This is a genomic window from Pseudomonas sp. ERMR1:02, from assembly GCF_002277815.1.
In the GTDB taxonomy this organism is placed as follows: domain Bacteria; phylum Pseudomonadota; class Gammaproteobacteria; order Pseudomonadales; family Pseudomonadaceae; genus Aquipseudomonas.
In genome coordinates this window covers 485,285-510,696 of sequence record NZ_NKJI01000003.1, presented here as the reverse complement: position 1 = coordinate 510,696, position 25,412 = coordinate 485,285, and the positions used below count along the sequence as shown (strand labels likewise).

25 protein-coding genes and 4 pseudogenes are annotated in these 25,412 nt (G+C 58.0%); 7 read left to right on the top strand and 22 right to left on the bottom strand.

What is annotated here, in order from left to right; translation table 11 throughout:
* Window positions 1-10 precede the first annotated feature (10 nt).
* The 6 genes and pseudogenes from CES87_RS08510 to flhA form a co-directional block, all read right to left on the bottom strand.
* Window positions 11-799, bottom strand: coding sequence for a protein phosphatase CheZ (locus CES87_RS08510; RefSeq protein WP_128605780.1), 789 nt, complete (start codon window positions 797-799; stop codon window positions 11-13).
* A gap of 19 nt (window positions 800-818) precedes the next feature.
* On the bottom strand, window positions 819-1,190 hold the full coding sequence (locus tag CES87_RS08505) for a chemotaxis response regulator CheY (protein ID WP_003183998.1): 372 nt from the start codon (window positions 1,188-1,190) through the stop codon (window positions 819-821).
* Window positions 1,191-1,356: 166 nt separating this feature from the next.
* Entirely contained in the window at window positions 1,357-2,097 is a 741-nt protein-coding gene (gene fliA / locus CES87_RS08500) for an RNA polymerase sigma factor FliA (protein ID WP_018925059.1), read from the bottom strand.
* Window positions 2,094-2,924 (bottom strand): flagellar synthesis regulator FleN, encoded by an 831-nt coding sequence (gene fleN / locus CES87_RS08495; RefSeq protein ID WP_007983353.1) that lies wholly within the window; start codon window positions 2,922-2,924, stop codon window positions 2,094-2,096. The genes fliA and fleN overlap by 4 nt, the downstream gene beginning before the upstream one ends.
* Before the next feature lie 116 nt (window positions 2,925-3,040).
* Window positions 3,041-4,364 (bottom strand): annotated as a pseudogene (gene flhF / locus CES87_RS08490) (flagellar biosynthesis protein FlhF).
* 11 nt (window positions 4,365-4,375) lie between these two features.
* Window positions 4,376-6,465 (bottom strand): annotated as a pseudogene (gene flhA / locus CES87_RS08485) (flagellar biosynthesis protein FlhA).
* Between the two features lie 440 nt (window positions 6,466-6,905).
* Between flhA and CES87_RS32980 the strand changes: the two are divergent.
* On the top strand, window positions 6,906-7,157 hold the full coding sequence (locus CES87_RS32980; RefSeq protein WP_256590850.1) for a hypothetical protein: 252 nt from the start codon (window positions 6,906-6,908) through the stop codon (window positions 7,155-7,157).
* Window positions 7,151-8,011 (top strand): RHS repeat-associated core domain-containing protein, encoded by an 861-nt coding sequence (locus tag CES87_RS08480; RefSeq protein WP_256590849.1) that lies wholly within the window; start codon window positions 7,151-7,153, stop codon window positions 8,009-8,011. Before CES87_RS32980 ends, CES87_RS08480 begins: the two co-directional genes overlap by 7 nt.
* Before the next feature lie 43 nt (window positions 8,012-8,054).
* On the opposite strand, the pseudogene CES87_RS08475 reads toward CES87_RS08480, so the two are convergent.
* Window positions 8,055-8,339, bottom strand: a pseudogene (locus CES87_RS08475) (EscU/YscU/HrcU family type III secretion system export apparatus switch protein); the annotation flags it as partial.
* Between the two features lie 178 nt (window positions 8,340-8,517).
* Between CES87_RS08475 and CES87_RS08470 the strand changes: the two are divergent.
* The 5 genes from CES87_RS08470 to CES87_RS08455 all read left to right on the top strand — a co-directional run bounded on the left by CES87_RS08470 (window position 8,518) and on the right by CES87_RS08455 (window position 12,973).
* Window positions 8,518-9,393, top strand: coding sequence for an RHS repeat-associated core domain-containing protein (locus CES87_RS08470; protein ID WP_128605779.1), 876 nt, complete (start codon window positions 8,518-8,520; stop codon window positions 9,391-9,393).
* A 414-nt stretch (window positions 9,394-9,807) separates the two neighbouring features.
* Window positions 9,808-10,512, top strand: a complete 705-nt coding sequence (locus CES87_RS08465) for a transposase (RefSeq protein WP_128605778.1) — start codon at window positions 9,808-9,810, stop codon at window positions 10,510-10,512.
* Between the two features lie 528 nt (window positions 10,513-11,040).
* Complete coding sequence (locus CES87_RS08460; protein WP_128605777.1) at window positions 11,041-12,072, top strand: RHS repeat-associated core domain-containing protein; 1,032 nt, start codon at window positions 11,041-11,043, stop codon at window positions 12,070-12,072.
* A 372-nt stretch (window positions 12,073-12,444) separates the two neighbouring features.
* Complete coding sequence (locus CES87_RS34200) at window positions 12,445-12,714, top strand: hypothetical protein (RefSeq protein ID WP_371858190.1); 270 nt, start codon at window positions 12,445-12,447, stop codon at window positions 12,712-12,714.
* Window positions 12,611-12,973, top strand: coding sequence for a DUF6124 family protein (locus CES87_RS08455; protein ID WP_128605776.1), 363 nt, complete (start codon window positions 12,611-12,613; stop codon window positions 12,971-12,973). The genes CES87_RS34200 and CES87_RS08455 overlap by 104 nt, the downstream gene beginning before the upstream one ends.
* A gap of 147 nt (window positions 12,974-13,120) precedes the next feature.
* Here the strand turns inward: CES87_RS08455 and flhB are convergent, their stop codons facing one another.
* The 15 genes and pseudogenes from flhB to fliH all read right to left on the bottom strand — a co-directional run bounded on the left by flhB (window position 13,121) and on the right by fliH (window position 25,409).
* Window positions 13,121-14,260, bottom strand: coding sequence for a flagellar biosynthesis protein FlhB (flhB, locus tag CES87_RS08445; RefSeq protein WP_128605775.1), 1,140 nt, complete (start codon window positions 14,258-14,260; stop codon window positions 13,121-13,123).
* 3 nt (window positions 14,261-14,263) lie between these two features.
* Window positions 14,264-15,049, bottom strand: a complete 786-nt coding sequence (fliR, locus tag CES87_RS08440) for a flagellar biosynthetic protein FliR (protein WP_128605774.1) — start codon at window positions 15,047-15,049, stop codon at window positions 14,264-14,266.
* 3 nt (window positions 15,050-15,052) lie between these two features.
* Window positions 15,053-15,322 (bottom strand): flagellar biosynthesis protein FliQ, encoded by a 270-nt coding sequence (gene fliQ / locus CES87_RS08435; RefSeq protein WP_007948918.1) that lies wholly within the window; start codon window positions 15,320-15,322, stop codon window positions 15,053-15,055.
* Window positions 15,319-16,077: a flagellar type III secretion system pore protein FliP gene (gene fliP / locus CES87_RS08430; protein WP_128605773.1), complete on the bottom strand. Its 759-nt coding sequence runs from the start codon at window positions 16,075-16,077 to the stop codon at window positions 15,319-15,321. The genes fliQ and fliP overlap by 4 nt, the downstream gene beginning before the upstream one ends.
* A complete protein-coding gene (gene fliO / locus CES87_RS08425; RefSeq protein ID WP_128605772.1) occupies window positions 16,077-16,526 on the bottom strand; it encodes a flagellar biosynthetic protein FliO in 450 nt (149 codons plus the stop codon). The genes fliP and fliO overlap by 1 nt, the downstream gene beginning before the upstream one ends.
* Entirely contained in the window at window positions 16,527-16,985 is a 459-nt protein-coding gene (fliN, locus tag CES87_RS08420; protein ID WP_128605771.1) for a flagellar motor switch protein FliN, read from the bottom strand.
* 76 nt (window positions 16,986-17,061) lie between these two features.
* Complete coding sequence (gene fliM / locus CES87_RS08415; RefSeq protein ID WP_128605770.1) at window positions 17,062-18,030, bottom strand: flagellar motor switch protein FliM; 969 nt, start codon at window positions 18,028-18,030, stop codon at window positions 17,062-17,064.
* Between the two features lie 9 nt (window positions 18,031-18,039).
* Window positions 18,040-18,540 carry a flagellar basal body-associated protein FliL gene (fliL, locus tag CES87_RS08410; protein WP_128605769.1) on the bottom strand — a complete coding sequence of 167 codons (501 nt, stop codon included), beginning with the start codon at window positions 18,538-18,540 and terminating at the stop codon, window positions 18,040-18,042.
* Window positions 18,541-18,762: 222 nt separating this feature from the next.
* Window positions 18,763-20,121, bottom strand: coding sequence for a flagellar hook-length control protein FliK (locus tag CES87_RS08400; protein ID WP_128605768.1), 1,359 nt, complete (start codon window positions 20,119-20,121; stop codon window positions 18,763-18,765).
* 83 nt (window positions 20,122-20,204) lie between these two features.
* Window positions 20,205-20,573 carry an Hpt domain-containing protein gene (locus CES87_RS08395; protein WP_128605767.1) on the bottom strand — a complete coding sequence of 123 codons (369 nt, stop codon included), beginning with the start codon at window positions 20,571-20,573 and terminating at the stop codon, window positions 20,205-20,207.
* 30 nt (window positions 20,574-20,603) lie between these two features.
* Window positions 20,604-22,249: pseudogene (locus CES87_RS08390) on the bottom strand (SpoIIE family protein phosphatase).
* A gap of 65 nt (window positions 22,250-22,314) precedes the next feature.
* Window positions 22,315-22,614: an STAS domain-containing protein gene (locus CES87_RS08385; RefSeq protein ID WP_128605766.1), complete on the bottom strand. Its 300-nt coding sequence runs from the start codon at window positions 22,612-22,614 to the stop codon at window positions 22,315-22,317.
* Between the two features lie 205 nt (window positions 22,615-22,819).
* Complete coding sequence (gene fliJ, locus CES87_RS08380; protein WP_128605765.1) at window positions 22,820-23,269, bottom strand: flagellar export protein FliJ; 450 nt, start codon at window positions 23,267-23,269, stop codon at window positions 22,820-22,822.
* Between the two features lie 6 nt (window positions 23,270-23,275).
* The gene (gene fliI / locus CES87_RS08375) at window positions 23,276-24,634 is read right to left on the bottom strand and encodes a flagellar protein export ATPase FliI (protein WP_128605764.1); all 1,359 of its coding nucleotides are present in this window, start codon (window positions 24,632-24,634) and stop codon (window positions 23,276-23,278) included.
* On the bottom strand, window positions 24,624-25,409 hold the full coding sequence (gene fliH / locus CES87_RS08370) for a flagellar assembly protein FliH (RefSeq protein ID WP_128605763.1): 786 nt from the start codon (window positions 25,407-25,409) through the stop codon (window positions 24,624-24,626). The genes fliI and fliH overlap by 11 nt, the downstream gene beginning before the upstream one ends.
* Between the last annotated feature and the right edge of the window lie 3 nt (window positions 25,410-25,412).

Below are 25,412 nucleotides of genomic sequence, written 5' to 3'. Positions count from 1 at the left end.
AGCTAAAACTCTAAAATCCCAGGCTGGATAACAAATCGTCCACATCGTCCTGACCGGACACAACGTCTTCTCTTTTATCGGCATGAATCTGCGGACCTTCACCCTGAGAGAGATGTTTTTGTGGATCTTTTTCGGCAAGCATCGCTTCATGGTCATGTTCAATGCCCGCAAAGCGGTCCACCTGGCTGGCCATGAGTACGAGCTTGAGCAGGTTGCTTTCAACTTCGGTGACCAGCTGGGTCACACGCTTGATCACCTGACCTGTGAGGTCCTGGTAATCCTGGGCAAGCAGAATGTCGTTGAGGTTGCTCGACACCGCACGGCCGTCTTCGGCGCTGCGCGCCAGGAAACCGTCGACTCGCCGGGCAAGTTCGCGGAACTCTTCAGCCCCGACCTCGCGACGCATGAACCGTCCCCAGTCCGTGCTCAACGCCTGGGCTTCATCGCTCAGGCGGTTGACCAGCGGCGTGGCGTTTTCCACCAGGTCCATGGTGCGGTTGGCCGCGGCCTCGGTCAGCTTGACCACATACCCCAGACGCTCGGTGGCATCGGTGATCTGTGATACTTCCTCGGCTTGCGGCATGTGCGGGTCAATCTGGAAATTGACGATCGCGCTATGCAGTTCGCGGGTGAGCTTGCCCACTTCCTGATACAGGCCGCGGTCACGGGTCTGGTTGAGCTCATGGATCAATTGCACAGCATCGCCGAACCTGCCTTTTTCAAGGCTCGCGACCAGTTCGACGGCGTGTTTTTTCAGGGTCGATTCAAAATCGCCCTGCGAAGATTCGTTATGCCCCATAGCTCCCCCGTGGCGCAGTTCAACCGATGCGTTCGAAAATCTTTTCGATTTTTTCTTTCAACGCCTGGGCCGTGAAGGGTTTGACCACATAGCCGTTTACACCGGCCTGGGCCGCTTCGATGATCTGCTCGCGCTTGGCTTCGGCGGTCACCATCAACACCGGCAGGTGTTTGAGCTTTTCATCGGCACGCACGTGGCGCAGCAGATCGATACCGGTCATGCCAGGCATGTTCCAGTCCGTTACCAGAAAGTCGATGCTCCCGCTGTTGAGTACCGGAATGGCGGTGGTGCCATCGTCAGCCTCGACCGTGTTGGTGAACCCAAGGTCACGCAACAGGTTTTTTATGATCCGCCGCATCGTTGAGAAGTCATCAACGATGAGGATTTTCATGTTCTTGTCCAATTCGACCTCCAAGCAGACTAAAACGCGCCCAGCACCTGGACGCGCCATTTCAATCAATCTGGCAAAGCACTCGATGACTGTCTGGAGTACAGCGGATCGAGACCGGCGCGGTTCATCACCCCACCAGCCACGTCGCAGTGCCCCCACACTGCCTTCAGCGCGCTCGCCACTCTCCCAAACGCCCCCGCAAACGGGCCGCGCACTGGCTGTGTAACTGGCTGACCCGAGATTCGCTGACCCCCAGGACCTCACCGATTTCCTTGAGATTCAACTCTTCGTCGTAGTACAGCGCCAACACCAGTCGCTCACGCTCCGGCAAATTGGCAATCGCGTCCGCCAGCGCTGCCTGGAAGCGTTCATCTTCCAGATCGCGTGACGGCTCGAGATGAGCACTCGCGCCATCCTCGTGCAGCCCTTCGTGTTCGCCGTCCTGCAATAGATCGTCGAAACTGAATAAGCGGCTACCGAGGGTGTCGTTCAAAATCCCGTAGTAATCGTCAAGACTCAATTGGAGTTCGGCCGCAACCTCGTGATCTTTAGCGTCACGGCCTGTTTTAGCTTCAATCGAGCGAATGGCGTCGCTGACCATCCGGGTATTGCGGTGGACCGAACGTGGCGCCCAGTCCCCCTTGCGCACTTCATCGAGCATGGCGCCGCGGATGCGGATGCCCGCGTACGTCTCGAAACTCGCGCCTTTGCTGGCGTCGTATTTGGTCGACACTTCAAGCAGGCCGATCATCCCGGCCTGAATCAGGTCTTCGACCTGGACACTGGCCGGCAGACGCGCCAGCAAGTGGTAGGCAATGCGTTTGACCAGTGGCGCGTAACGCTCGATCAGCTCGTACTGCGCGTCACGCGCCGACTGCTTGTATAGGTTGTAACCGCTGGCTGTCATATCACGGGTCCTGCCGTTTGTTGCACGAGGCGCTCGACGAAAAACTCCAGGTGCCCGCGCGGGTTGGCGGGCAGTGGCCAGGTATCGACCTTCTGTGCGATGGCCTTGAACGCCAGCGAACACTTGGAACGCGGGAAAGCTTCGTAGACGGCACGCTGCTTCTGCACGGCCTTGCGCACGCTTTCGTCGTAAGGCACGGCACCGACGTATTGCAGGGCGACGTCGAGGAAGCGGTCCGTGACTTTGGTCAACTTGGCGAACAGGTTGCGACCTTCCTGCGGGCTCTGCGCCATGTTGGCCAGGACGCGGAAGCGGTTCATGCCATAGTCGCGGTTAAGCAATTTGATCAGCGCGTAGGCGTCGGTGATCGAGGTCGGTTCATCGCAGACCACCAGCAACACTTCCTGCGCCGCGCGCACGAAACTGACTACCGAGTCACCGATACCCGCAGCGGTATCAATCACCAGCACGTCGAGGTTGTCGCCGATGTCGCTGAACGCCTGGATCAGGCCGGCGTGCTGCGCGGGGCTCAGATGCACCATGCTCTGGGTGCCGGACGCGGCCGGAACGATGCGGATGCCGCCAGGCCCCTGCAACAGGACGTCACGCAGCTCGCAGCGGCCTTCGATCACGTCGGCCAGGGTACGTTTGGGTGTCAGGCCCAGCAGAACGTCGACGTTCGCCAGCCCCAGATCGGCATCCAGCAGCATGACGCGCCGGCCAAGCTCAGCCAAAGCCAGGGACAAGTTCACTGACACGTTAGTCTTCCCGACGCCACCTTTGCCGCCGGTCACCGCGATCACCTGTACGGGATGCATGCTGCCCATGTTATTTCTTTACCTTGTCTTGCATAGACGGAGGCCACATTACTGGCTGCGCGTTCACAAAAGGAACAATGCATGGCAGACCATCGATGTAGGTACAAAAACTATTCATTGTTACCTCAGCCTACCTGCTTGGTGGGGCTGTGGTAGATATCAGCGAACATGTCAGCCATGGCTTCTTCGCTGGGCTCTTCCTGCATTTGTACACTGACGGCGCGACTGACCAGTTGATGACGACGCGGCAGATGCAAATCATCCGGAATCCGCGGGCCATCGGTCAGATAAGCCACCGGTAATTCATGGCTGATGGCAAGGCTCAACACCTCGCCCAGACTCGCTGTTTCATCCAGTTTAGTCAGGATGCAGCCAGCGAGCCCGCAACGCTTGTAACTGTGATAAGCGGCGGTTAGAACCTGCTTCTGGCTGGTGGTTGCCAGAACCAGATAATTTTTGACTTGATGCCGCGCCCGGCCAGGCTTTCGAGCTGCATGCGCAGTGCCGGATCGCTGGCCTGCAGGCCCGCGGTGTCGATCAGCACGACGCGTTTGCGCAGCAGCGGATCCAGCGCCTGCACCAGCGACTGACCCGGATCGACGTGCGTCACCGACACATTCAGAATCCGACCGAGGGTCTTGAGCTGCTCCTGGGCACCTATACGGTAGCTGTCCATACTCACCAGCGCGATGTTTTGCGCGCCGTATTGAGCACGTAACGGGCAGCCAGCTTGGCCAGGGTGGTGGTCTTGCCCATGCCGGCAGGGCCGACCATGGCAATCACCCCGCCCTCTTCCAGCGGTTCGATTTCCGGCGTAGCGATCATTCGCGCCAGGTGCGCCAGCAACATGCGCCAGGCCTGACGGGGCTCCTGGATATCGGTAATCAGCGCCAGCAAGTCCCGCGACAACGGGCCGGAGAGGCCGATGCGTTGCAGGCGGCGCCAGAGGTTCGCCTGGTCCGGACGGCTGCCTTGCAGCTGATTCCACGCTAAAGAGCCAAGCTGAACTTCGAGCAATTCACGCAGGCCGTTTAGTTCGAAACGCATCGAGTCGAACACACGCTGGTCGACAGCAGGCGCGGCAGCAGGTGCTGGCGCAGGGCGACGAGGCTCGGCGTAGGTCGGTTCGATCAGCGGCTCGGCGGCGGTGAGCGGCAGGCCGGCGAACAACTGGCGATTGGTGGCGTTGTCGCTCTCGCCTTCGCTGCGCAGGCTCAGTTCGGCCTGGGCGGTGACGATCCGCGACTGCGTCTTGCGCAGCTCGTCTTCGAGCTCCATGTTCGGCACACGTGGCGCCAGCGCCGACAGCTTGTAATCCAGGGCAGCCGTCAGTTCGACACCACCGGCGATCCGGCGGTTACCAATGATGGCGGCCTCGGCGCCCAGCTCATCACGAACCAGTTTCATGGCCTGACGCATATCGGCGGCGAAAAAACGCTTAACTTGCATAAACCACTACCTCAGCCGTTGGGCCCTACTGTCGCAACGATGGTCACTTGCTTGTTGTCAGGTATTTCCTGATAAGCCAACACATGCAAACCCGGGACTGCCAGTCGGCCGAATCGCGAGAGCATCGCGCGGACCGGACCGGCTACCAGCAGAATCACCGGTTGACCTTGCATCTCCTGGCGCTGCGCCGCATCGATCAGCGAGCGTTGCAGTTTCTCGGCCATGCTTGGCTCCAGCAGAACGCCCTCTTCCGAGCCTTGTCCTGCCTTCTGCAGACTATTGAGCAATATCTGTTCCAACCTTGGCTCCAGCGTGATCACTGGCAGCTCCGAGTCAGTGCCTACAATGCTTTGGACGATAGCGCGAGATACGCCAACGCGCACCGCAGCCACCAATGCGGCAGTATCTTGACTCTTGGAAGCGTTATTCGCGATGGCTTCGGCGATGCTACGAATGTCGCGTACCGGCACCTGCTCGGCCAACAGGGCTTGCAGGACCTTGAGCAATTGCGACAGCGACAGCACACCCGGCACCAGTTCTTCGGCCAGTTTCGGCGAGTTTTTCGCCAGCAATTGCATGAGTTGCTGCACTTCCTCGTGGCCGATCAGCTCGCTGGAGTGCTTGTACAAAATCTGGTTCAAGTGAGTTGCGACCACGGTGCTGGCATCGACCACCGTGTAGCCCAGCGATTGCGCCTGGGCGCGCTGGCTGATTTCGATCCACACCGCTTCCAGCCCGAAAGCCGGATCTTTGGCGGTAATGCCGTTGAGCGTGCCGTAGACCTGCCCGGGGTTGATCGCCAGTTCGCGATCCGGATAAATCTCCGCTTCAGCGAGGATCACGCCCATCAGGGTCAGGCGATAGGCACTCGGCGCCAGGTCGAGGTTGTCGCGGATGTGCACGGTCGGCATCAGAAAGCCCAGGTCCTGGACAGCTTCTTGCGCACACCCTTGATCCGCGCCAGCAATTGACCACCCTGGTTGCGGTCCACCAGCGGGATCAGGCGATAGCCCACTTCCAGGCCGATCATGTCGATCGGCGTCACGTCATCCCAGCCCAGCTCCTTGGTTTCCTGCGCGCGGGCCGGCGACGGCAGCAGTTCCTGCTGGCGTTTGACCTCTTGCAGAGCCTGGACCTTGACCATGTTCTGCTTGCGCCAGAACAGGTACGCACCACCCGCCGCCAGGGCGGCCATGCTCAGGAAGGAGAAGTGCGGCATGCCGGGCACCAGGCCCATCACCGCCATCAGGCCAGCCGACACGGCCAGGGCCTTGGGCGAGGCGAACATCTGGCGGTTGATCTGTTTGCCCATGTCTTCGGAGCCGGAAGCACGGGTCACCATGATCGCCGCCGCGGTGGACAACAGCAGTGAGGGCAATTGCGCCACCAAACCGTCACCGATGGTCAGCAGTGCGTAAACCTTGCCGGCATCGGCGAAGGTCATGTTGTGCTGGAAGATACCGACCGCCATGCCGCCGATCAGGTTGATGAACAGAATCAGCAAACCGGCGATGGCGTCACCGCGCACGAATTTGCTGGCACCGTCCATGGAACCGTAGAACTCGGCTTCCTGGGCGACTTCCGAACGGCGGGCCTTGGCCTGGGCCTGATCGATCAGGCCGGCGTTGAGGTCGGCGTCGATGGCCATTTGTTTGCCGGGCATCGCATCGAGGGTGAAACGCGCGCTCACCTCGGAAATCCGCCCGGCACCCTTGGTCACCACGACGAAGTTGATGATCATCAAAATCGCGAACACCACGATACCGACCACGTAGTTACCGCCGATCACCACCTCGCCGAAGGCCTGGATCACCTTACCGGCAGCGGCGTGGCCGTCCTGGCCGTGGAGCATCACCACCCGCGTGGAAGCCACGTTCAGCGCCAGCCGCAATAGCGTCGCCACCAGCAGAATCGTCGGGAACACCGCAAAATCCAGCGGCCGCAAGGCGTAGACGCAGACCAGCAGCACGACAATCGACAGGGCGATGTTGAAGGTGAAAAACACGTCCAGCAGGAACGGCGGCACCGGCAACATCATCATCGCCAACATGACCAGCAGCAACAGCGGCACACCCAGATTGCCTCGACTGAGGTCTGCCATGTGCGTGCGAGTACTGTTGAGTAACTGAGAGCGATCCACCGGTAATCCCCGTTCCTTTGAAGCAAACTTTTGACGCCTGAAGCGGGCGCAGGGGGGCTACTGCAAGAAGCTTTCCAACTTTGGTGGGAGGTGTAATAGAGGGGTTACATCGAAAAAGTGCGTCATCAGAACCGACGCCTTCGCGGGCAAGCCTCGCTCCTACAGGTTGTCATTGTTCTTACGGACGGCATCAATCCTGTAGGAGCGAGGCTTGCCCGCGAAGAGGCCATCATTGCCAACGCCCCCTCAGGGATCACACCGCAGGTCCGGAAGCTACCGCTTGACCGAACAACAAATCGAACGACCAAACCTCAGCAAACCTATCAGATCTGCTAGTACCCAACCCACACAAAACCACCAATACTGAGCGCCAGCACTTCGGACTTTCGGAGCACTCACTCATGCCATCGCCACGCGAAACCCGGCTCTGCCAATACAGCTACGACGCCCTCGACAGGTTGATCGCTAATGCATTGCCGAACGAACCCGAGCACCAACGCTTCTACTGCAAAAGCCGCCTGGTCACCGAGATACAGGGCGTGGTGCATCACTCCATAGTCCAACATGGCGACCGACTGCTGGCGGAACAGAAGACTGAAGGCAATGCATTCGACACCACGCTGTTGGCCCCGATCAACAGCGCTCGGTGCTGAACACGCTCAATGCCAATCAACCGCGACAACCCATCGCGTATACGCCTTATGGTCACCGAGACACTGCAAGTGGATTACTCAGCCGGCTCGGGTTCAATGGTGAACGGCCGGAACCGGTGACAGGCTGTTATTTGTTGGGGATTGGATATCGGGCATTTAATCCAGTGTTGATGCGCTTTATTAAACCAGACAGTTGGAGTCCGTTTGGGAAGGGTGGGTTGAACCCATATGCATACTGTCTGGGAGACCCAATCAATCGCTACGATCCAAATGGACACTTATCCTTCCGCATGGTGGTGAAACTCGCCAAGTGGAGAGATCAGGCTATAGCGTGGAGCGCTACCAAAGCGAAAGCTGGTGACAAATACAATAAAGCTTTAACTGCAAGCTCAGAAGCAACACAACACAAACAATATAAAGTCCTAGATTGGCTTGAAAATTTTTATCCTCACGAAAAACGCATGAAAGACCATCGCTCATTAAAAATGCCACGAGATATCCAAATAAAAAAAATATCCAGCTTGGATGACTTTAGAAAAATACCAGATGAAAAGGCAATGGAATCCCTCAGCAGAACCGAATATGAAGTACGTTTCAACCAGAAGCGCCAACTCAATTTTATTTACACATCGAAGAGAAAGCTTTTTGTTTCGAGTACCCGCCATCAATATCTAAGCGACATGACAGGATCTCCATATGTTATTAGCGCAGGTGAAATAACAAAAATAGGAAGTGAAAGCGCGAAAATCACAAACGGCTCCGGACATTTTCATCCGAGCTTCGACTCTCTTACTCCAGTGAAAGAGCACTTGGAAGAACTAGGTATTAGGGTCAGCACTGTGCGGAGCCTTTAATACTCTGTAACAGAGTGCTAAAGGATCAAAACCAAGGATATCTCTAAAAGTCCCGCCTTAAATCCGGCGGAATCGGCCAATCATCCTTCAACGGATCCGGCCGCATTCCTTTGCCCGCCCGGCACTGCCGAATCTGATAAGCATGGGCAAGTACCTGAGCAACGGCCAGATATAACCCACCCGAAATTTCCTCCTCAAGTTCCGTGGAGTAGTAAATCGACCACGCCAGCGCCGGCGACTCCAGCAACAGAGTTTCGTTGGCCGCAGCGATTTCACGAATCTTCAAGGCCAGGAAATCACTACCCTTGAAAAGAGGGTCCCCATTTCTACGCTCGCTGCCTGCGCATCCTTCATGAATCACACCATAGATCCGGGATCTCCAGCATGGCGGAGGAACAAATCCAACGAGCCAACCGCAACAGACCTATCAGATCTGCTAGTACCCAACCCTATACAAAACCATCGTTACTGAGCACCAGCACTTCGCACCCTCGGAGCATTCATTCATGCAATCGCCCGACGAAACCCTGCTCAGCCAATATCGCTACAACGCCCTCGACCAATTGATCGCCAATACATTTCCGAACGAGCCAGAACACCAGCGCTTCTATTGCAAAAGCCGCTTGACCACCGAGATCCACGGTGCGACGCGCCATTCCATTATCCGGCATGACGTTCAACTGCTGGCGGAACAGAAAACGGAAGGCGATGCACTCAACAGCAGACTGATAGCCTCCGATCAACAGCGTTCGGTGTTGAACACACTAGGGGCGAATCACTCGCGACAACCTATTGCTTACACACCCTACGGCCACCGCCCCGCTGCAAGCGGATTACTTAGCCTGCTCGGCTTCAACGGCGAACGGCCGGATCCGGTGACGGGATGGTACTTGCTGGGAAATGGGTATCGGCCGTTTAATCCGGTGTTGATGGTGTTTACCAGTCCGGATAGTTTGAGTCCGTTTGGCAAAGGAGGACTCAATTGTTATGCCTATTGCCAAGGTGATCCGATCAACAAAAATGACCCGACTGGGCATTGGCCTTACTGGCTAGTCAAACCATTGGGGGTTTTCAAACGCCTGAAAAGACCGCTCCCTAACGAGCCACTGATTTCTAGATCCATCTCCGCTACAGATTCCATAACCAATGCTATCCCCACACCTCCCCCTCTCCCAGCAACACTTCCAAGTGTTAGTGCCCGCATACCATTGCGGACGAGAGAGCCCGGTGCCCCTTTACGAAAGGTCAGGTCGAGTTCAACAGACAGTACTCATTCATATTTCACTCCGACGCAAAGTTCACTTCGGGCCGAAGCAGAAGCCAGTGCAAGGCAAATAGAGATGCTCAACAGTATCCCCCCTCGACGACGCGCAACGCTTTGATGGCGCTCCAAAACGCCGCCTTGGGGAACGTCTACTCACTTTCTACGCAATCGCCCCGCATCACTCCTCGCCGCCCCCTTATAACGCCGGGTAGAGCCGCGCGCTATGACCCGCCACCGCCATATACGCCATTAGAGCCCCCTCCTGCATACGAGAGTCTTTTACTAACCAGCAACGAACCTGCACTCCACGCAATGAACATTCGCAAATAGATTTAACCAATAAATAGGAGCAAAAAGGGGACACCGATTCAGATGAAACCAAAAAGGGACAACGGACAAAGAACGGACAAAGGGGACAGATTTATTTAAGTGCCTTACGTGGAGAACTGAAAAAGCCGCTTACAACTAACCCTAACGAAATTAACCGCTCTCACTAGGCTTCCCTCGTCATCACAAAAATACAGGAGGATCTATGCCTAGGACCGGACGCGTTGTATTGCCCAATTTCCCTCACCATGTCGTACAGCGAGGTCACAATCGACAGGTCGTTTTCGCAACCGCGGATGATTTTGAGCATTACCTCTCCGACCTGCGTGAATTGAAAGACTCCTTTGGCGTAAGCGTTTATGCCTATTGCTTGATGACTAATCATGTCCACCTTCTACTTGTACCAAGCGACACCCCATCGAGCTTGGGGCAGCTGATGAAAGCCCTAGCGGCTCGTATGACCCGCTACCGAAACAGGCTGGAAGGACGCTCGGGGACCTTATGGGAAAGCCGTTACAAATCCAGTCTTGTTCAATCCGACACCTATCTTTTGGCATGTACCCGATATATCGAACTGAATCCCGTGAGGGCTCATATTGTATCGAGGGCGGAGGATTATCCTTGGTCGAGTTATCGCCTTCGAGTAGAAGAGTCAGCCAAAAATAACTGGCTGGATCACGACCCATGCTTCAACGCACTCGGAACAACTGAGCTCGCTCGCCGTAATCGATATAAAGAATTTTTAGAGCAGGTCGCTCCGAAGGGGGAAGTGGAGCTAATACGAAGTGCACTTCAACGTGGGCAACTGACGGGATCCTCACGCTTTGTAGAAGAAATAGAACACATCACAGGGCTTCGGATAATTGGCCGTGGACAAGGCAGGCCCTCGAAAAAAAACCAAGCGAATTAGCGCGGTCACCATCCGCTTATTTTCAATCCGAAATAAATCTGTCCCCATTTCGCGGTCTATTTTCAATCCGAAATAAATCTGTCCCCATTTCGCGGTCCCCATTTCGCGAAAATAAAGCTGTCCCCATTTCGTGTCCCCATTTCGAATCGTCCGCATTTCGGGCGCGGGGGGGCTACTGCAAGAAGCTTTGCAACTTTTGCGGGGGGTTTGGAATAGAGGGGTTGTCAGGAGGTACGGTATAGGCAGTGCCGGCCCCATCGCGGGCAAGCCCGGCTCCCACAGTGATCGAGTCTGGCCGCGAAAACAGCGCTAACCACACAACCTGTGGGAGCCGGGCTTGCCCGCAATGGGGCCGTACCTGTCAGCGCATTACTTTTATTTCGTGCCATAGATTTGCGGACTCAAGCCCGGCGAAGAGCCCATTCAACGAACCAATCCCACCAAACCTATCAGATCTGCTAGTACCCAACCCCACACAAAACCACCAATACTGAGCGCCAGCACTTCGGACCTTCGGAGCACTCACTCATGCAATCGCCACGCGAAACCCGGCTCTGCCAATACAGCTACGACGCCCTCGACAGGTTGATCGCTAATGCATTGCCTAACGAGCCCGAGCACCAACGTTTCTACTGCAGAAGCCGCTTGGCCACCGAAATACGCGGCGCGGTGCGCTATTCCATCGTCCAGTACGACGACTGGTTGCTCGCACAACAGCAGAGCGAGGGCGATGCACTCGAGACCACGCTACCGGCCACCGATCAACACCGTTCGATACTGAACACGCTCAAGGCCAATCACCCGCGACATCCCATCGCGTATGCACCCTATGGTCACCGTCCCGTTGGGGGGGCATTACTCAGCCTGCTCGGCTTCAACGGCGAACGGCCGGATCCGGTGACCGGGAGTTACTTGCTGGGGAACGGGTATCGGGCGTTTAATCCAGTATTGATGAGATTTACCAGTCCAGATAGCTTGAGCCCGTTCGAAAAAGGCGGATTGAACTCATTTACATACTGCCTAGGAGATCCAATTAATCGGCATGACCCAAATGGACACATCAGCTTCGCCTTAACAGTCAAGATGCAAAATTGGGCAAGAAGGGCAGTGGCAAAAGTCGCGACCAAAACAAACTCTATAGCACTATACCCTGACCGATCACTATCTAAAGTCCCGCTTTCGAGCAACGTATCCCCAACCCGAGCCGCACAACTTAGGTCGCGTGCAACTCACCTGGACAATTTACGCCTTTATGAAATGCAGGCAAATTTCGAAAACACCCTAACATCAGCGAGAAACAGCACTCGACACCAAACACTACAAAAACTATCTATAAATAAAATTCAAACATCCAACCTTCCTATAGACGATCTTCCACCCACACTACAAAGCGCCGCCCACACCCCATCTAAAACTTTTAACCAGCACGCCTTACTTGAGTACTTAAATCAGGATCAGCCCTTTTATGGCGTAAATACGGAACGCTTTGATCACAACAAACTTATAGGAATTTCAACCGGAGAATTTATTTTCCATTTTCCGTCTCTCAACACACGATAACCACAGAAGCAACAAAACTCCTTAATAAAATCAAAACATTTGATGCCACAAAAACCAGCATACGCAGCCATAAAATGCTTATGTATATAAGGAGATAAATCTACTATCAGTAAGTAAAACAGGATCCCTTTTCTGTAAACCGTTTTGCTGATCGATCCAGGATCACCGGACGCAACGACCTTTCGATTTTAAACAACTGTGTTTAATCAACATCTCTAGATACCTAAAGAACCTACACATCCTTGCGCCGCAGCCTACGACTACGCCAGAATCCGCCGGCTTGTGCGCCTGAGGGCCGGGCTCTATCGTTTCCCGGTCGCTGAAAAACAGCGATCGGGTTTGGTAGCCCGGTAGACTTAGTGCGTAGCACACCTGAATCAGGCCTTTGCGGTCTGTGTCTTTATGGTGGCCATGCGCAGGGCGCCTTCGGGCGCGCCGGTTCTCCAAGTCACCGGTCTACCAACCCGCGTATGGCCACCACCACATTCGTTTGGTAGCGAAGGTGATGGCTCCTCTTTTCTGACTTGGAGTTTCAAATATGTTCAAAGTAACGCCCAATCCGCCGGAAGCCGAAGACGGCTCCCCAGACACCTCAATCGATACGCAAAAACTCCACGAAGCCGCCGACCGCGCCCTCGATGAGTACATCAAACTGTCTACCCGTATAAACGCCATCGAGCGAAAGCCCAGCACGATGTTCATCATCGCGCCCGGTATCGACACCGAGAGCCTGCTGGCCAATACCTGCGAATCTCTTGCGTCGGCCAGGGTCGTGGCTGAAGACTTTGCTGGGTGTCTGAAGGGTTCTCAGCGCAATACGATGTTGGCGATTTCGCAGATCATCATGTTGGGTGAGCTGGCTGTAAATCGGGCGCTGGATAACATCGATCCGCAGGGCTAGTTAAGGGTTCAATTTAGGCACAATTCATGTGGGAGCTGGCCTGCTCGAGAAGGCGGTGTGTCAGTCGAGATCTTTATTGGCTGGGATGGCCTCTTCGCGGGCAAGCCCGCTCCCACAGGTTTTGTGTGTGCTAGCTGGCTTGGACTGTCAGGAATCGCGGCGTAAATCCGGCGGAATAGGCAGATCATCCTTCAGTGGATCCGGCCGCTTGCCCTTGCCCGCCTTGTACTGGCGAATCTGATAGACATAGGCCAACACCTGAGCAACGGCCAGATACAACCCACCCGGAATTTCCTGCTCCAGCTCCGTCGAGTAATAAATCGACCGCGCCAGCGCCGGCGATTCCAGCAACAGGATCTCGTTAGCCGCCGCAATTTCCCGAATCTTCAGCGCCAAAAAGTCGCTACCCTTGGCAATCAACATCGGCGCCCCGCCCTTGTCCGGGTCGTACTTCAGCGCCACGGCGTAGTGAGTCGGGTTAGTAATGACCACGTCGGCGTCAGGAACGGCGGCCATCATCCGCCGCTGGGACATGTCACGCTGCAGCTGGCGAATCCGCTGTTTGACCTCCGGCCGCCCTTCCTGATCCTTGTGCTCGTCACGCACTTCCTGTTTGGTCATCTTCAGTTTCTTGATGCTTTCCCAGAGCTGAATCGGCACGTCGACGGCGGCGATGATGATCAGCCCGCAGGCCATCCACAGGGTGCTCCAGCCGACTACCTGCAGGCTGTGGGTGATGGCCCGGTCCAGCGGTTCATGGGCGATGCGCAGCAGGTCGTCGATGTCCGCCGACAACACCATGAGGGCCACGAACAAGACGATGAAGAACTTCGCCAGGGCTTTGAGCAGCTCGGCCAGGGCCTTGGCTGAAAACATGCGTTTGAGGCCTGCGCCGGGGTTCATGCGGCTGAACTTGGGGGCCATGGTGCCGGCGGAGAACAGCCAGCCACCGAGGGAGATCGGGCCGATCAGTGCGGCCAGCAGCAAGGTGATCATCACCGGCTGAATCGCCAGCAAGGCAATCTGCCCCGAGTGCAGCAGGTAGATGCCCATCGAGCGCTGGTCCAGCACCACGTCCCGCGACAGGGAAAAATTCAGGCGCATGAGGTCCATCATTTCCTGGGCCAGCGCGCCACCGAAAATCAGCAGCGCGCCAGCACCGGCGAGCATGATCGCCAGGGTGTTGAGTTCCTTGGAACGAGCAATCTCGCCCTTCTCACGGGCGTCCTTTTTCTTTTTGTCCGTGGGGTCTTCTGTTTTGTCCTGACCGCTTTCGCTCTCAGCCATGACTCAGCTCGCCTTCGCCAGTTCGCGTAAAAACTGCAGGGCCTCAGTGGCCAGCGGTTGATACTGATTAACGATGTCCGCCAGCCCGACCCAGACGATAAACATGCCGAGCACCAGGGTCAGCGGGAAGCCGATGGAGAAAATGTTCAGTTGCGGTGCCGCGCGGGTCATCACGCCAAACGCGATGTTGACCACCAGCAACGCGGTGATCGCCGGTAGCACCAGTAACAGCGCCGCGCCGAGTACCCAGCCGAGTTTGCCGGCCAGCTCCCAGAAATGATTGACCATAAATCCACTGCCCACCGGCAGCGTGGTGAAGCTCTCGGTGAGCACTTCGAACACCACCAGATGACCGTTCATGGCCAGGAACATCAGCGTCACCAGCATGGTGAAGAATTGCCCGATCACCGCTACCGAGACGCCGTTGGTGGGGTCGACCATGGAGGCGAAGCCCATGCCCATCTGGATCGCGACAATCTGCCCCGCCACCACGAACGCCTGGAAGAACAGTTGCAGGGAGAAGCCCAGGATCGCGCCGACGAGGATCTGTTCGGCAATCAGCAGCAGCCCGCTCAAGTCCAGCGCACTCACTGGCGGCATGGGCGGCAGGCCCGGGGCGATGACCACGGTGATGGCCAGGGCGAAATACAGACGGATGCGCTTGGGTACCAGGGAGGTGCCGAACACCGGCATGACCATCAGCAAGGATCCGATGCGGAACAGCGGCAACATGAAGGTCGCCACCCAGGTGCTGATCTGGGTATCCGTCAACTGCAGCAGCGACGACATGGCTTAGCCGATGACCTGCGGAATACTGCCGTACAGCTGCAGGATGTATTCCATGAAGGTCTGTACCAACCACGGGCCGGCGACGATCAGTGTCACCAGCATCACCAGCAAACGCGGCAGGAAGCTCAGGGTCTGTTCGTTGATCTGGGTGGCGGCCTGGAACATCGCCACCAACAGGCCGACCAGCAGACTTGGAATCACCAGCACTGCGACCATCATGGTGGTCAGCCACAGCGCTTCACGGAAGATGTCGACGGCAACTTCTGGCGTCATGGCGATACACCACCAAAGCTGCTGGCCAAGGTGCCGATGATCAGCGCCCAGCCATCGACCAAGACGAACAGCATGATTTTGAACGGCAGAGAAATGATCAGCGGCGACAGCATCATCATGCCCATTGCCATCAGCACACTGGCCACGACCAGGTCGATGATCAGGAACGGGATGAAGATCATGAAACCGATCTGGAATGCGGTTTTCAGTTCGGAGGTCACGAACGCCGGCACCAGGATTGTCAACGGCGCCTGATCCGGCGAAGCAATGTCGGTGCGCTTGGACAGGCGCATGAACAGCTCCAGATCGCTGGTGCGGGTCTGGGCCAGCATGAAGTCCTTGATCGGCACCTGAGCCTTGGCCACGGCGTCCTGAGCGGTCATTTTTTCCGCCAGATACGGCTGCAAGGCGTCCTGGTTAACCCGATCGAACACCGGCGCCATGATGAACAGGGTCAGGAACAGCGCCATGCCCGTGAGGATCTGGTTCGACGGCGTCTGCTGCAAACCAAGTGCCTGACGCAGGATCGAGAAGACGATGATGATCCGGGTAAAACTGGTCATCAGCATGACGAACGCCGGGATGAAACTCAGCGCGGTCATGATCAGCAGGATCTGCAGGCTGACCGAATATTCCTGGGCGCCCTGTGCGTTGGTGCCCAGGGTGATCGCCGGGATCGACAACGGATCGGCGGCGAACGCCAGCGGCGCGGCCAGCATCAGGGCCAGCGTCAAGACGATGCGTAACGCACCCATTACTTCTTATCCTTCTGATCCTTGCCGAGTATCTTCATCAGATGCTGGGCAAACTCCGGAGTCGCTTTTTCGGCGCTGGTCGGCACTTCAATCGGCTCTTTGAGCACATGCAGCGCGGTGATCGTACCGGGGCTGAGACCGAGCAGGATCTGCTCGTTGCCGACCTGCACCAGCATCAAACGGTCACGCGGACCCAGCGCGCGGGAACCGATCAGCTCAATCACCTGCCCTTTGCCGGCAGGTCCGGCCTGCTGAACCCGGCGCAACAGCCAGGCGAGCAAGAAAATCAGCCCCAGCACCAGCAGCAGACCTAACACCAGTTGCGTCAACTGCCCGGCCACTCCGCTGCTGACCGCTGGCGCAACGGCTGTGGTAGCGACTGTCGCAACAGGCTCGGCCGCCAGCACGCTGAACGGCAACGCCAGCAGCCCTGCAAGATACCTTTTCACTCAGCGCAGCTTCTTGATGCGTTCGCTTGGGCTGATCACGTCGGTCAGGCGGATGCCAAACTTCTCGTTGACCACCACTACTTCGCCATGGGCGATGAGTGTGCCGTTAACCAACACGTCCAGCGGCTCACCGGCCAGGCGATCAAGCTCGATCACCGAACCCTGGTTGAGTTGCAGCAGGTTGCGAATGTTGATGTCGGTGCTGCCCACTTCCATGGAGATCGACACCGGGATATCGAGGATCACGTCCAGGTTCGGGCCATCGAGGGTGACCGGATCGTTGTTTCTCGGCGTGCTACCGAACTCTTCCATCGGCAGGCGGTTGGAGCCCGAAACACCCGTATCGGCGGCCAGCAGCGCATCGATATCCGCCTGCCCGGCATCACCGGTTTCTTCCAGGGCCGCAGCCCACTCGTCAGCCAGCGCCTGGTCGTCCTGGGTATTCATATCGTTAGCCATCAATGTGTCCTCGGCGAGCAACTGCTCAATCAGGAGCAGTCATTTCAAATAGGGTTGGAGCGCCAGTCAGCGTCGGTCAGCGGCGCTCGATCGGCTCGATCACTTGCAACGCAAGGTTGCCTTTGTGCGAGCCCATCTTGACCTTGAAGGCCGGCACGCCGTTGGCGCGCATGATCATTTCTTCGGGCATTTCCACCGGGATGATGTCCCCCGGCTGCATGTGCAGGATGTCGCGCAGCCTCAACTGGCGGCGAGCCACCGTGGCACCGATCGGCACGTCGACGTCCAGGACGTCCTGGCGCAAGGCATTGACCCAGCGCTCGTCCTGGTCATCGAGGTCGGACTGGAACCCGGCGTCTAGCATTTCGCGCACCGGCTCGATCATCGAATACGGCATGGTCACGTGCAGGTCACCGCCGCCGCCATCGAGTTCGATGTGGAAGGTCGACACCACAATCGCTTCGCTCGGGCCGACGATGTTGGCCATGGCCGGGTTCACTTCCGAGTTGATGTACTCGAAATTGACTTCCATGATCGCCTGCCAGGCTTCCTTCAAGTCGACGAAGGCCTGTTCCAGCACCATGCGCACCACACGCAGTTCGGTCGGGGTGAATTCACGCCCTTCGATCTTCGCGTGACGGCCGTCGCCGCCGAAAAAGTTGTCCACCAGCTTGAACACCAGTTTGGCGTCGAGGATGAACAACGCGGTGCCGCGCAGGGGTTTGATCTTGACCAGGTTGAGGCTGGTCGGCACGTACAGCGAGTGCACGTATTCGCCGAACTTCATCACCTGCACGCCACCAACCGCCACGTCTGCCGAGCGTCGCAGCATGTTGAACATGCTGATGCGCGTGTAGCGGGCAAAACGTTCGTTGATCATTTCCAGGGTCGGCATGCGTCCACGGACGATGCGATCCTGGCTGGTCAGGTCGTAGCTTTTGACGGTGCCGGGTTCGGCAGCGATATCGGTCTGTACCAGACCGTCGTCCACGCCATGCAACAGCGCGTCGATCTCATCCTGGGACAGCAGGTCCTGCACGGCCATGTCGTGTTCCTACTGCAGTACGAAATTAGTGAAAAGCAACTGTTCGACGACCACTTTGCCGAGTTCTTTCTGCGCTACTTCCTGGACGCTGGCCGTGGCTTTCTGGCGCAGCATTTCCTGGCCGACTGGCGACGCGAGCGTGGGGAAGTCCTGCCCGGAGAAAAGCATGACCAGGTTATTGCGGATCACTGGCATGTGAACCTTGAGCGCATCCAGGTCCGCCTGATTGCGCGCGAGCATGGTGATGCTCACCTGCATGTAGCGCTGACGGCCGTTCTGATTGAAGTTGGCGACAAACGCTGGCGCCATCGACTCGAAAATCGCTGGCTGCTTGCCGACCGGCGTCGTTTCAGCCACAGCGGCAGGCTTGCTCTGTGCGCTATGCATGAAGTACCAGGTCGCCCCCACGGACAAACCGATCGCCAGCAGCACGGCCACCACGATCACGATGATCAGCTTGAGTTTGCCTTTGGTTGCGGGGTCTTTTACTGCTGCGTCGCTCTTCGCCATGCCAATAATCCGTCACTATTCGGGTTTTCACAGTCGCACGGATAGGCAAGAGCAAGTGTTATGCCAGATGTGGGGAGGGCATTGAAGACAACGGATCAACTGTAGGAGCGAGCGGTGCGGCGACCCGACTTGCCCGCGAAACAGACGCTGCGGTTATTCAGGCAAACCGCATTATCGTTCTTCGCGGGCAAGCCTCGCTCCTACGGGGGGGTTTGTGGTTGATCAGGCGTAGTAATCGACGGCGCTGGAGCCGATCACGCTGGTGGGTGCGGCAGCGACTTCGGTGATGCCTGGAGCCAGTTCGTCATCCATGGCATCGAGCCGACCGCCGCCGCGACTGACACGTGCGCCTTGGTTCTGCTGCTCCTGCCCCTGCTGCGAACCCCGAGACTGGTCGGACACGTTGACGTCAACCTGACCCATGCCCTGCTGCGCGAACATGTCACGCAGGCGATGCATCTGCCCGTCCAGCGCTTCACGGACACTTGGGTGTGCGCTCATGAACGTCACCTGGGTCTGCTGATCGGGAACCATGTTCACCCGAATGTCGAGGCGCCCAAGCTCTGCCGGTTGCAACTGAATGTCAGCCGCCTTGAGATTGGCGCTGGACAGGTACATGACCCGATTCACGACTTCTTCGGTCCAGCCGCTCTGATGCATGGCGATCGGCTGGTTCACTGGCAACGCGTTAGCGGTTTTCGGCGTGGCCGCTTGCGTCAGTGCCGCCAGACGGTTGGCGAAATCGTCGACCCGGGTATCGCTGCTGGCCGATTTGAGATCCTTGAGCCCGTCATCAATCAGGCCGCTGAACGCCTTGTCGCCACCCTGACTGGTGCTGTCCTTGCTGGACTGCACATCGAGCATATTGGCCATGCCAGCGGCAAAGTTCTGCGCCGAGGTCTGTTCGCCATCAGCCTGAGCCTGGGCAGGCGTCGGTGCGGCTTTGGGCTGTGCCTGACTGGATGCGGAAACGTGCCCGCTCTGCTCCATAGCCATGCGCAAGGCAGGTAGTGCGTCGAGAGGATCGGCTTCGGGATCGAAATCGCTATCGGTGGTGGCGACGGCCGCTGTCGTTGCTGCCGTGACCGCTGCGGCTACCGGTGCCTCGATTGGTGTCTGAGCCGTATCGACCACGGGTGGCGCTGCCGGTACTGGCGCAGTGACGACTGGCTGCACCGCCTGCAACAAGGCAGGGTCGAGCGTCGGATCGACCGGCGCGGCATCGGCGACCGGTGTCTGCGCGGTGTCGGTCGAATCATCACTGGCGGTTTTGTCATCAGGCTGCGCCGGTTTATCGGCGGGCAAGGATTTGCCGCTATCGGCAACCGCAGGTTCCGGCGCGGCAGATTTGTCGTCGGCGACATCCTTCCTGGCGGCGCTGTCCGGGGTCTTGTCACGCACTGGCTTGACCGAACCATCAGCGGTCGCGACAGACTTGTTCTGGGCTTGTTTGGCGTAGACCTGAGCGAAGCTGGAGGCTTTATCCCCGGGCTCAGCGGCCGGCGCCGTGGAATTGGCGGAGGCGGCTTGAGTCTTGGCCTGCGCGGCGGCCTGAAGAAGAATATTGGGGGTAACGGGCATTTAACGGTCTCCGCTGCACTGGGGTCGTAGGTACAGTTGGGAGAGTTGACTGCAAAGGTCGCGCCAGTTTTGCTCAACAGTGGTCAATAGGGCCGAACACTATCGCTGGCAAAGAGAGAACGCTGGCGCTCCTCTTCATAAAGTGGCCGCACAACCGCGAATTCGCGGGCAATTTCAGCGACCAGCACTTCAATACCAGAAAGGTTTTTCTCTTTGGCGCGCTGCTCGAGGTCATGACACAGCTCAGCCAGGCGAATCGCCCCCATGTTGCTGCTGCTGCCCTTGAAGCTGTGGGCGGTCTCAAGAATCTGTGTGGCATTGACAGCCACGGACAAGCCTTGCAACCGCTCTTCGGCATCTGCGAGGAAGGTATCGACCAATGTCGAAAACTCGTCCTCCATGACTTCCCGCAACGTGCTGAGCACGTTTGGGTCCAAATGTATATCAGTCACTTGCTCACTCCTTGATCAAGAATGCGAGGATTATGCCAGAGGCTTCCAGAAAAACTCCACGCGGGCACTTCGACCATCGTCGGACCAACTGGCGTTACGCCCCAACTGACGAATCAGACTGACGCCGCGACCCGACAAACGGACAGGATCGATCGGACGCTCCATCACTCGCTTTACATCAAATCCCTTGCCGCTGTCCTCGACGCGAATCACCAGGCAACCACCCTCGACTTGCGGCGTGACCTGCAAATGCACCCGCACATAGCCATCCTGCAGCTCGTCCAGGCGCGAATTGCGCTGCTGGTAATAACGGGCAAAACCCGCGACATCGCGTTTGAGGCTTGAATCCAGATCCAGCACGCCATGCTCCAGCGCATTGGAGTACAGCTCGGCCAGAACACTGTAGAGCGCTCCGCTCTGCGCCCGCAGACCGTGAACCTCAAGCAGCAGTTGCAACAGGTATGGCAGCGGATTGAAGCGCTTGAGCGTAGCGGCGCGAAACTCGAAACTCACCGACCAGTCCAGCGGGCAAGACTGGCCGCTATCGGAATAAACCGGGGCCGGCGGACTCAACTGCGCCAGGTCCAACAGGCTGATTTCGACCATGCTGACATCGTCGCGGGCTTCGCCGCGAAAATCCCGCAGCGCCTGCTCTATTTCCTCGAACAATGCATCCGGCTGACGATTGGCAGCAAACACCTGCTGCAACCGCTGCACGCCAAACAACTGATCGCTGGCATCGCAGGTATCGATCACACCGTCGGACAACAGAAACACCCGATCCCCGAGCGCCATCGGGAACACTTCGGTGCGGTCATCGAATGTTTGCGGGCTCAACACACCAAGCGGTAAATGCCGGGCCTTCAGCTGCGTGCGCTCACCCGTAGCAATGCTGCGCAGGTAGCCGTCCGGCATGCCACCGTTCCAGACCTCCACCGAGCGGCGCTGAAAACTCAGGCACAGCAGCGTTGCGCAACAGAACATGTCCACCGGCAGGATGCGCTTGAGCTTGGCATTCATCTCTCGCAAGGTTTCCGCCAGGCCATAGCCCTTGGCGGTCATGCCGTAAAAGACTTCCGCCAGGGGCATCGCACCGACTGCGGCCGGCAGCCCATGGCCGGTGAAATCGCCGAGCAGCACATGCATGTCACCGGCCGGAGTGAACGCGGCCAGCAGTAGATCGCCATTGAACAGTGCGTAAGGTGATTGCAGGTAGCGGATGTTGGGGGCGTTCAGGCAGCCGGAGTGGGCCACTTTGTCGAACACGGCCTTGGCTACCCGTTGCTCGTTGAGTAAATAGTTTGGTGCCGGGCGATCTGGTCACGCTGTTTCAGCACGGTCGCCTGCAACCGCCGCAAACGGTCCATCGCCTTGATCTTGGCGGCGAGGATCACCTGGTTGTACGGTTTCGCCAGAAAATCGTCGCCTCCGACCTCCAGGCAGCGGGCCAAGGCTTCGCTTTCGGACAGCGAGGTGAGAAAGATGATCGGCACCAGGGTTTCCCCGGCAAGTTCCTTGATCTGCCGGGCCGCCTCGAAGCCGTCCATCACCGGCATCATCGCGTCCATCAACACCAATTGCGGGCGTTGCTGGCGAAACGCATCGACCGCTTCGGCACCATTGGCCGCCATCAGCACTTGATGCCCCTGGCGCCGGACGATACTCGACAACAGCATGCGATCGGCCGCGCTGTCTTCAGCGATCAGGATCGTCAACGGTTCGAGCGCAGATTGCACGGCGATCAACTGATGTCGAACAGTTTGTCGAAATTGGAGATGGCGAGGATTTTCCTGACGTCGGAACTGCTGTTGACGACGCGAATATCGGAATCGTCGCCACCGGCGTGATCACGCAACAGAAGCAGCATGCCCAGCGCGGAACTGTCGAGGTAGGTCGCCTCTTTCAGGTCGATCACGACCTCGGCTAGATCCTTGTCTTCGTAGGATTCACGAAATTCCTGATGTTTGGCGAAATCGAATCGTCCCTTGACCGATATCGTCAGCTTTTGCCCATCCGGGGAGATTTCTGTAACGACTGACATGTCATGGCTTCCTTGTCATTGGTAAACCTGCTTGTACAAGGTTTAGCATTGGGTAGAGGTTGGGGCAAGGCTGTAAATTGTGGCGCCTGTCAGATCGCTTTCGCGGGCAAGCCACGCTCCCACAGGTTATGCGTCGTACATGATTTTGCGAACGACGCAAAACCTGTGGGAGCGTGGCTTGCCCGCGATGAACGATAACGCGGATTCAATATTGATCCTGACGCGGCAAGCGCTGGGACAACTCATCCAGCAGCTTTTGCTCGCGCTTGTCTTCCAGCGCCCGCGCTTCATCCATGTAACGTTGAACCAGTTTGCGTAAACCTTCGACCCGGGCAAACGCCTGTTGCCAGGTTTCGCGCGCCTTGTTCAGGTTGTTCTGGTGCCAGGCCAGGCTCTGGCGCTGCTGATCGATGGCCGTGCCCAGTTGCGCCAGGAACCCCTGATAGCCCAGTAACCATTGGCCCGACACACCACCGCTGCCGCGCACGATCCACTGTTCCTGATAATCGAGGCGAAAGGCTTCGAGATCATCGAGTTTGCTTTGCGCCAGACGCACCTGCCCCTGGAAGTGTCCCAGGCGCTGGACCGCGGTTTTCTCGGCCTTCTCGGCCATTTCCACCACGGGGGCCAGGCGCCCTGCGCGAGTCTGGGCCATGGCCGGTTAACCGCCCGCCGCAGGCGCGAAGATCGACGCGAGGTACGCTTCGCTTTCGCCCAGGCTGATACTGTCATTGAGGCCCTGACGCAGGTATTTGACCAACTGCGGTTGCAGGGAAATCGCCAGATCGGTCTCGCGATCGCCGCCGGCAACGTAGGCACCGACGCTGATCAAATCCCTGCTCTGCTGATAACGCGACCACAATTGCTTGAAATACTGCGCGCGGGTCATGTGCTCTGGCGACACCACCGCCGGCATCACCCGGCTGATGGACGCTTCAATATCGATGGCCGGGTAATGCCCCTCCTCGGCCAGGCGCCGCGACAGCACGATGTGCCCGTCGAGCACGCCTCGCGCCGAGTCGGCAATCGGGTCCTGCTGGTCATCGCCTTCGGACAGCACGGTGTAGAACGCGGTAATCGAACCACCGCCCTTCTCGGCATTACCGGCCCGCTCCACCAGTTTCGGCAACTTGGCGAACACCGACGGCGGATAGCCCTTGGTGGCTGGCGGCTCGCCGATAGCCAGGGCGATTTCCCGCTGGGCCTGGGCGAAACGGGTCAGCGAATCCATCAGCAACAGGACGTTCTTGCCCTTGTCGCGGAAATACTCGGCGATTCGTGTGCAGTACATGGCCGCGCGCAGACGCATCAGCGGTGCATCGTCCGCAGGGGACGCCACCACCACCGAACGCTTGAGCCCTTCTTCACCGAGGATGTGCTCGATGAACTCCTTGACTTCACGACCCCGCTCACCGATCAGCCCGACGACGATAATGTCGGCCTCGGTGAAGCGGGTCATCATGCCCAGCAACACCGACTTACCCACGCCGGTACCGGCGAACAGCCCGAGCCGCTGACCGCGACCGACCGTCAACATCCCGTTGATGCAACGAATGCCCACATCCAGCGGCTCGCTGATCGGTTCACGCTTGAGCGGATTGATGGTCGGACCGTCCATCGGCACCCAGTCCTCGGCCTTCATCCCGCCCTTGCCGTCCAACGCGCGACCAGCGCCATCAAGCACCCGGCCGAGCATGCTCATGCCCATCGGTAAGCGACCGCTGTCCGACAGCGGAACGACGCGGGCGCCCGGCGCAATACCGGCGACGCTGCCGACCGGCATCAGGAAGACTTTGCTGCCGGAGAAGCCCATGACTTCGGCTTCGACCTGCACCGGGTGATAGCTGTCGTCGTTGATGACCATGCAGCGACTGCCCATGGCCGCGCGCAAGCCTTCGGCCTCAAGGGTCAGCCCGACCATGCGCAACAGGCGACCTTCGAGGATCGGCGCGCCTTCCAATTGCGTGGCCTCGGCATAACTGCCCAGGCGCCTGGCGAAACTGGTGCGTTCAAGGCGCATCGGCAATGTCCGGAACCGGCTTGCTGTCGATCGGCAGTTCCAGGCTCACGTCCGGCGCGGCCGGGTGCAATGCCTGCTCGTGCAACTGATCGAACAGCTTGTCCATCACCCGCGCAACACGGGTTTCCACCGTGGCATCGATACGGCTGTGTTCGGTCTCGACCCGGCAGCCGCCAGGCAACAGCGCCTCGTCCTCGACGATGCGCCAGGTTTCTTCATGGCGTTCGCGCAGGGCTTTGACCTGTTGGAAATCCTGCGGATTGATGTACAGCCGCACATTGCCCACGCCCAGTGGCAGAAGCTTGAGGGCTTCACGCATGACGTGTTCGATCTGCGTCGAGTCGATGGCCAGTTCGCGCTGAATCACCTGCCGGGTGATGTGCTGCACGAGGTCGACCAAGGACTTTTCAATCAAGGTGTCCTGTTCGGCGATGGGCTCGAACAGGTGCGCCATCAATTGCTCCAGCCCGGCGATTTTGGGGGCCAGCGCCGCTTCCGCTTCCTGACGAACCTTGAGGGTGGTGCTGTGGAATCCCTCTTTCTCGCCCACGGCGAAGCCTTCGTTGTAGGCTTCCTGGCGAATGCTTTCGAGCTCTTCGAGGGTCAGTGGCTGGACTTCTTCCAGCGGCACTTCTTCCATTTCCGGCGGTTCAGGTTCCGGCTCAGGTTCTGGTTCGGGTTCCGGCGGATCGAAGCTGGGCAGCGCCCAGGTATCGAAGCCACTGACATCCCTGGCCCGGATCAGGTCAGTGGGAGAATCATCATGCTTGGCCATGGT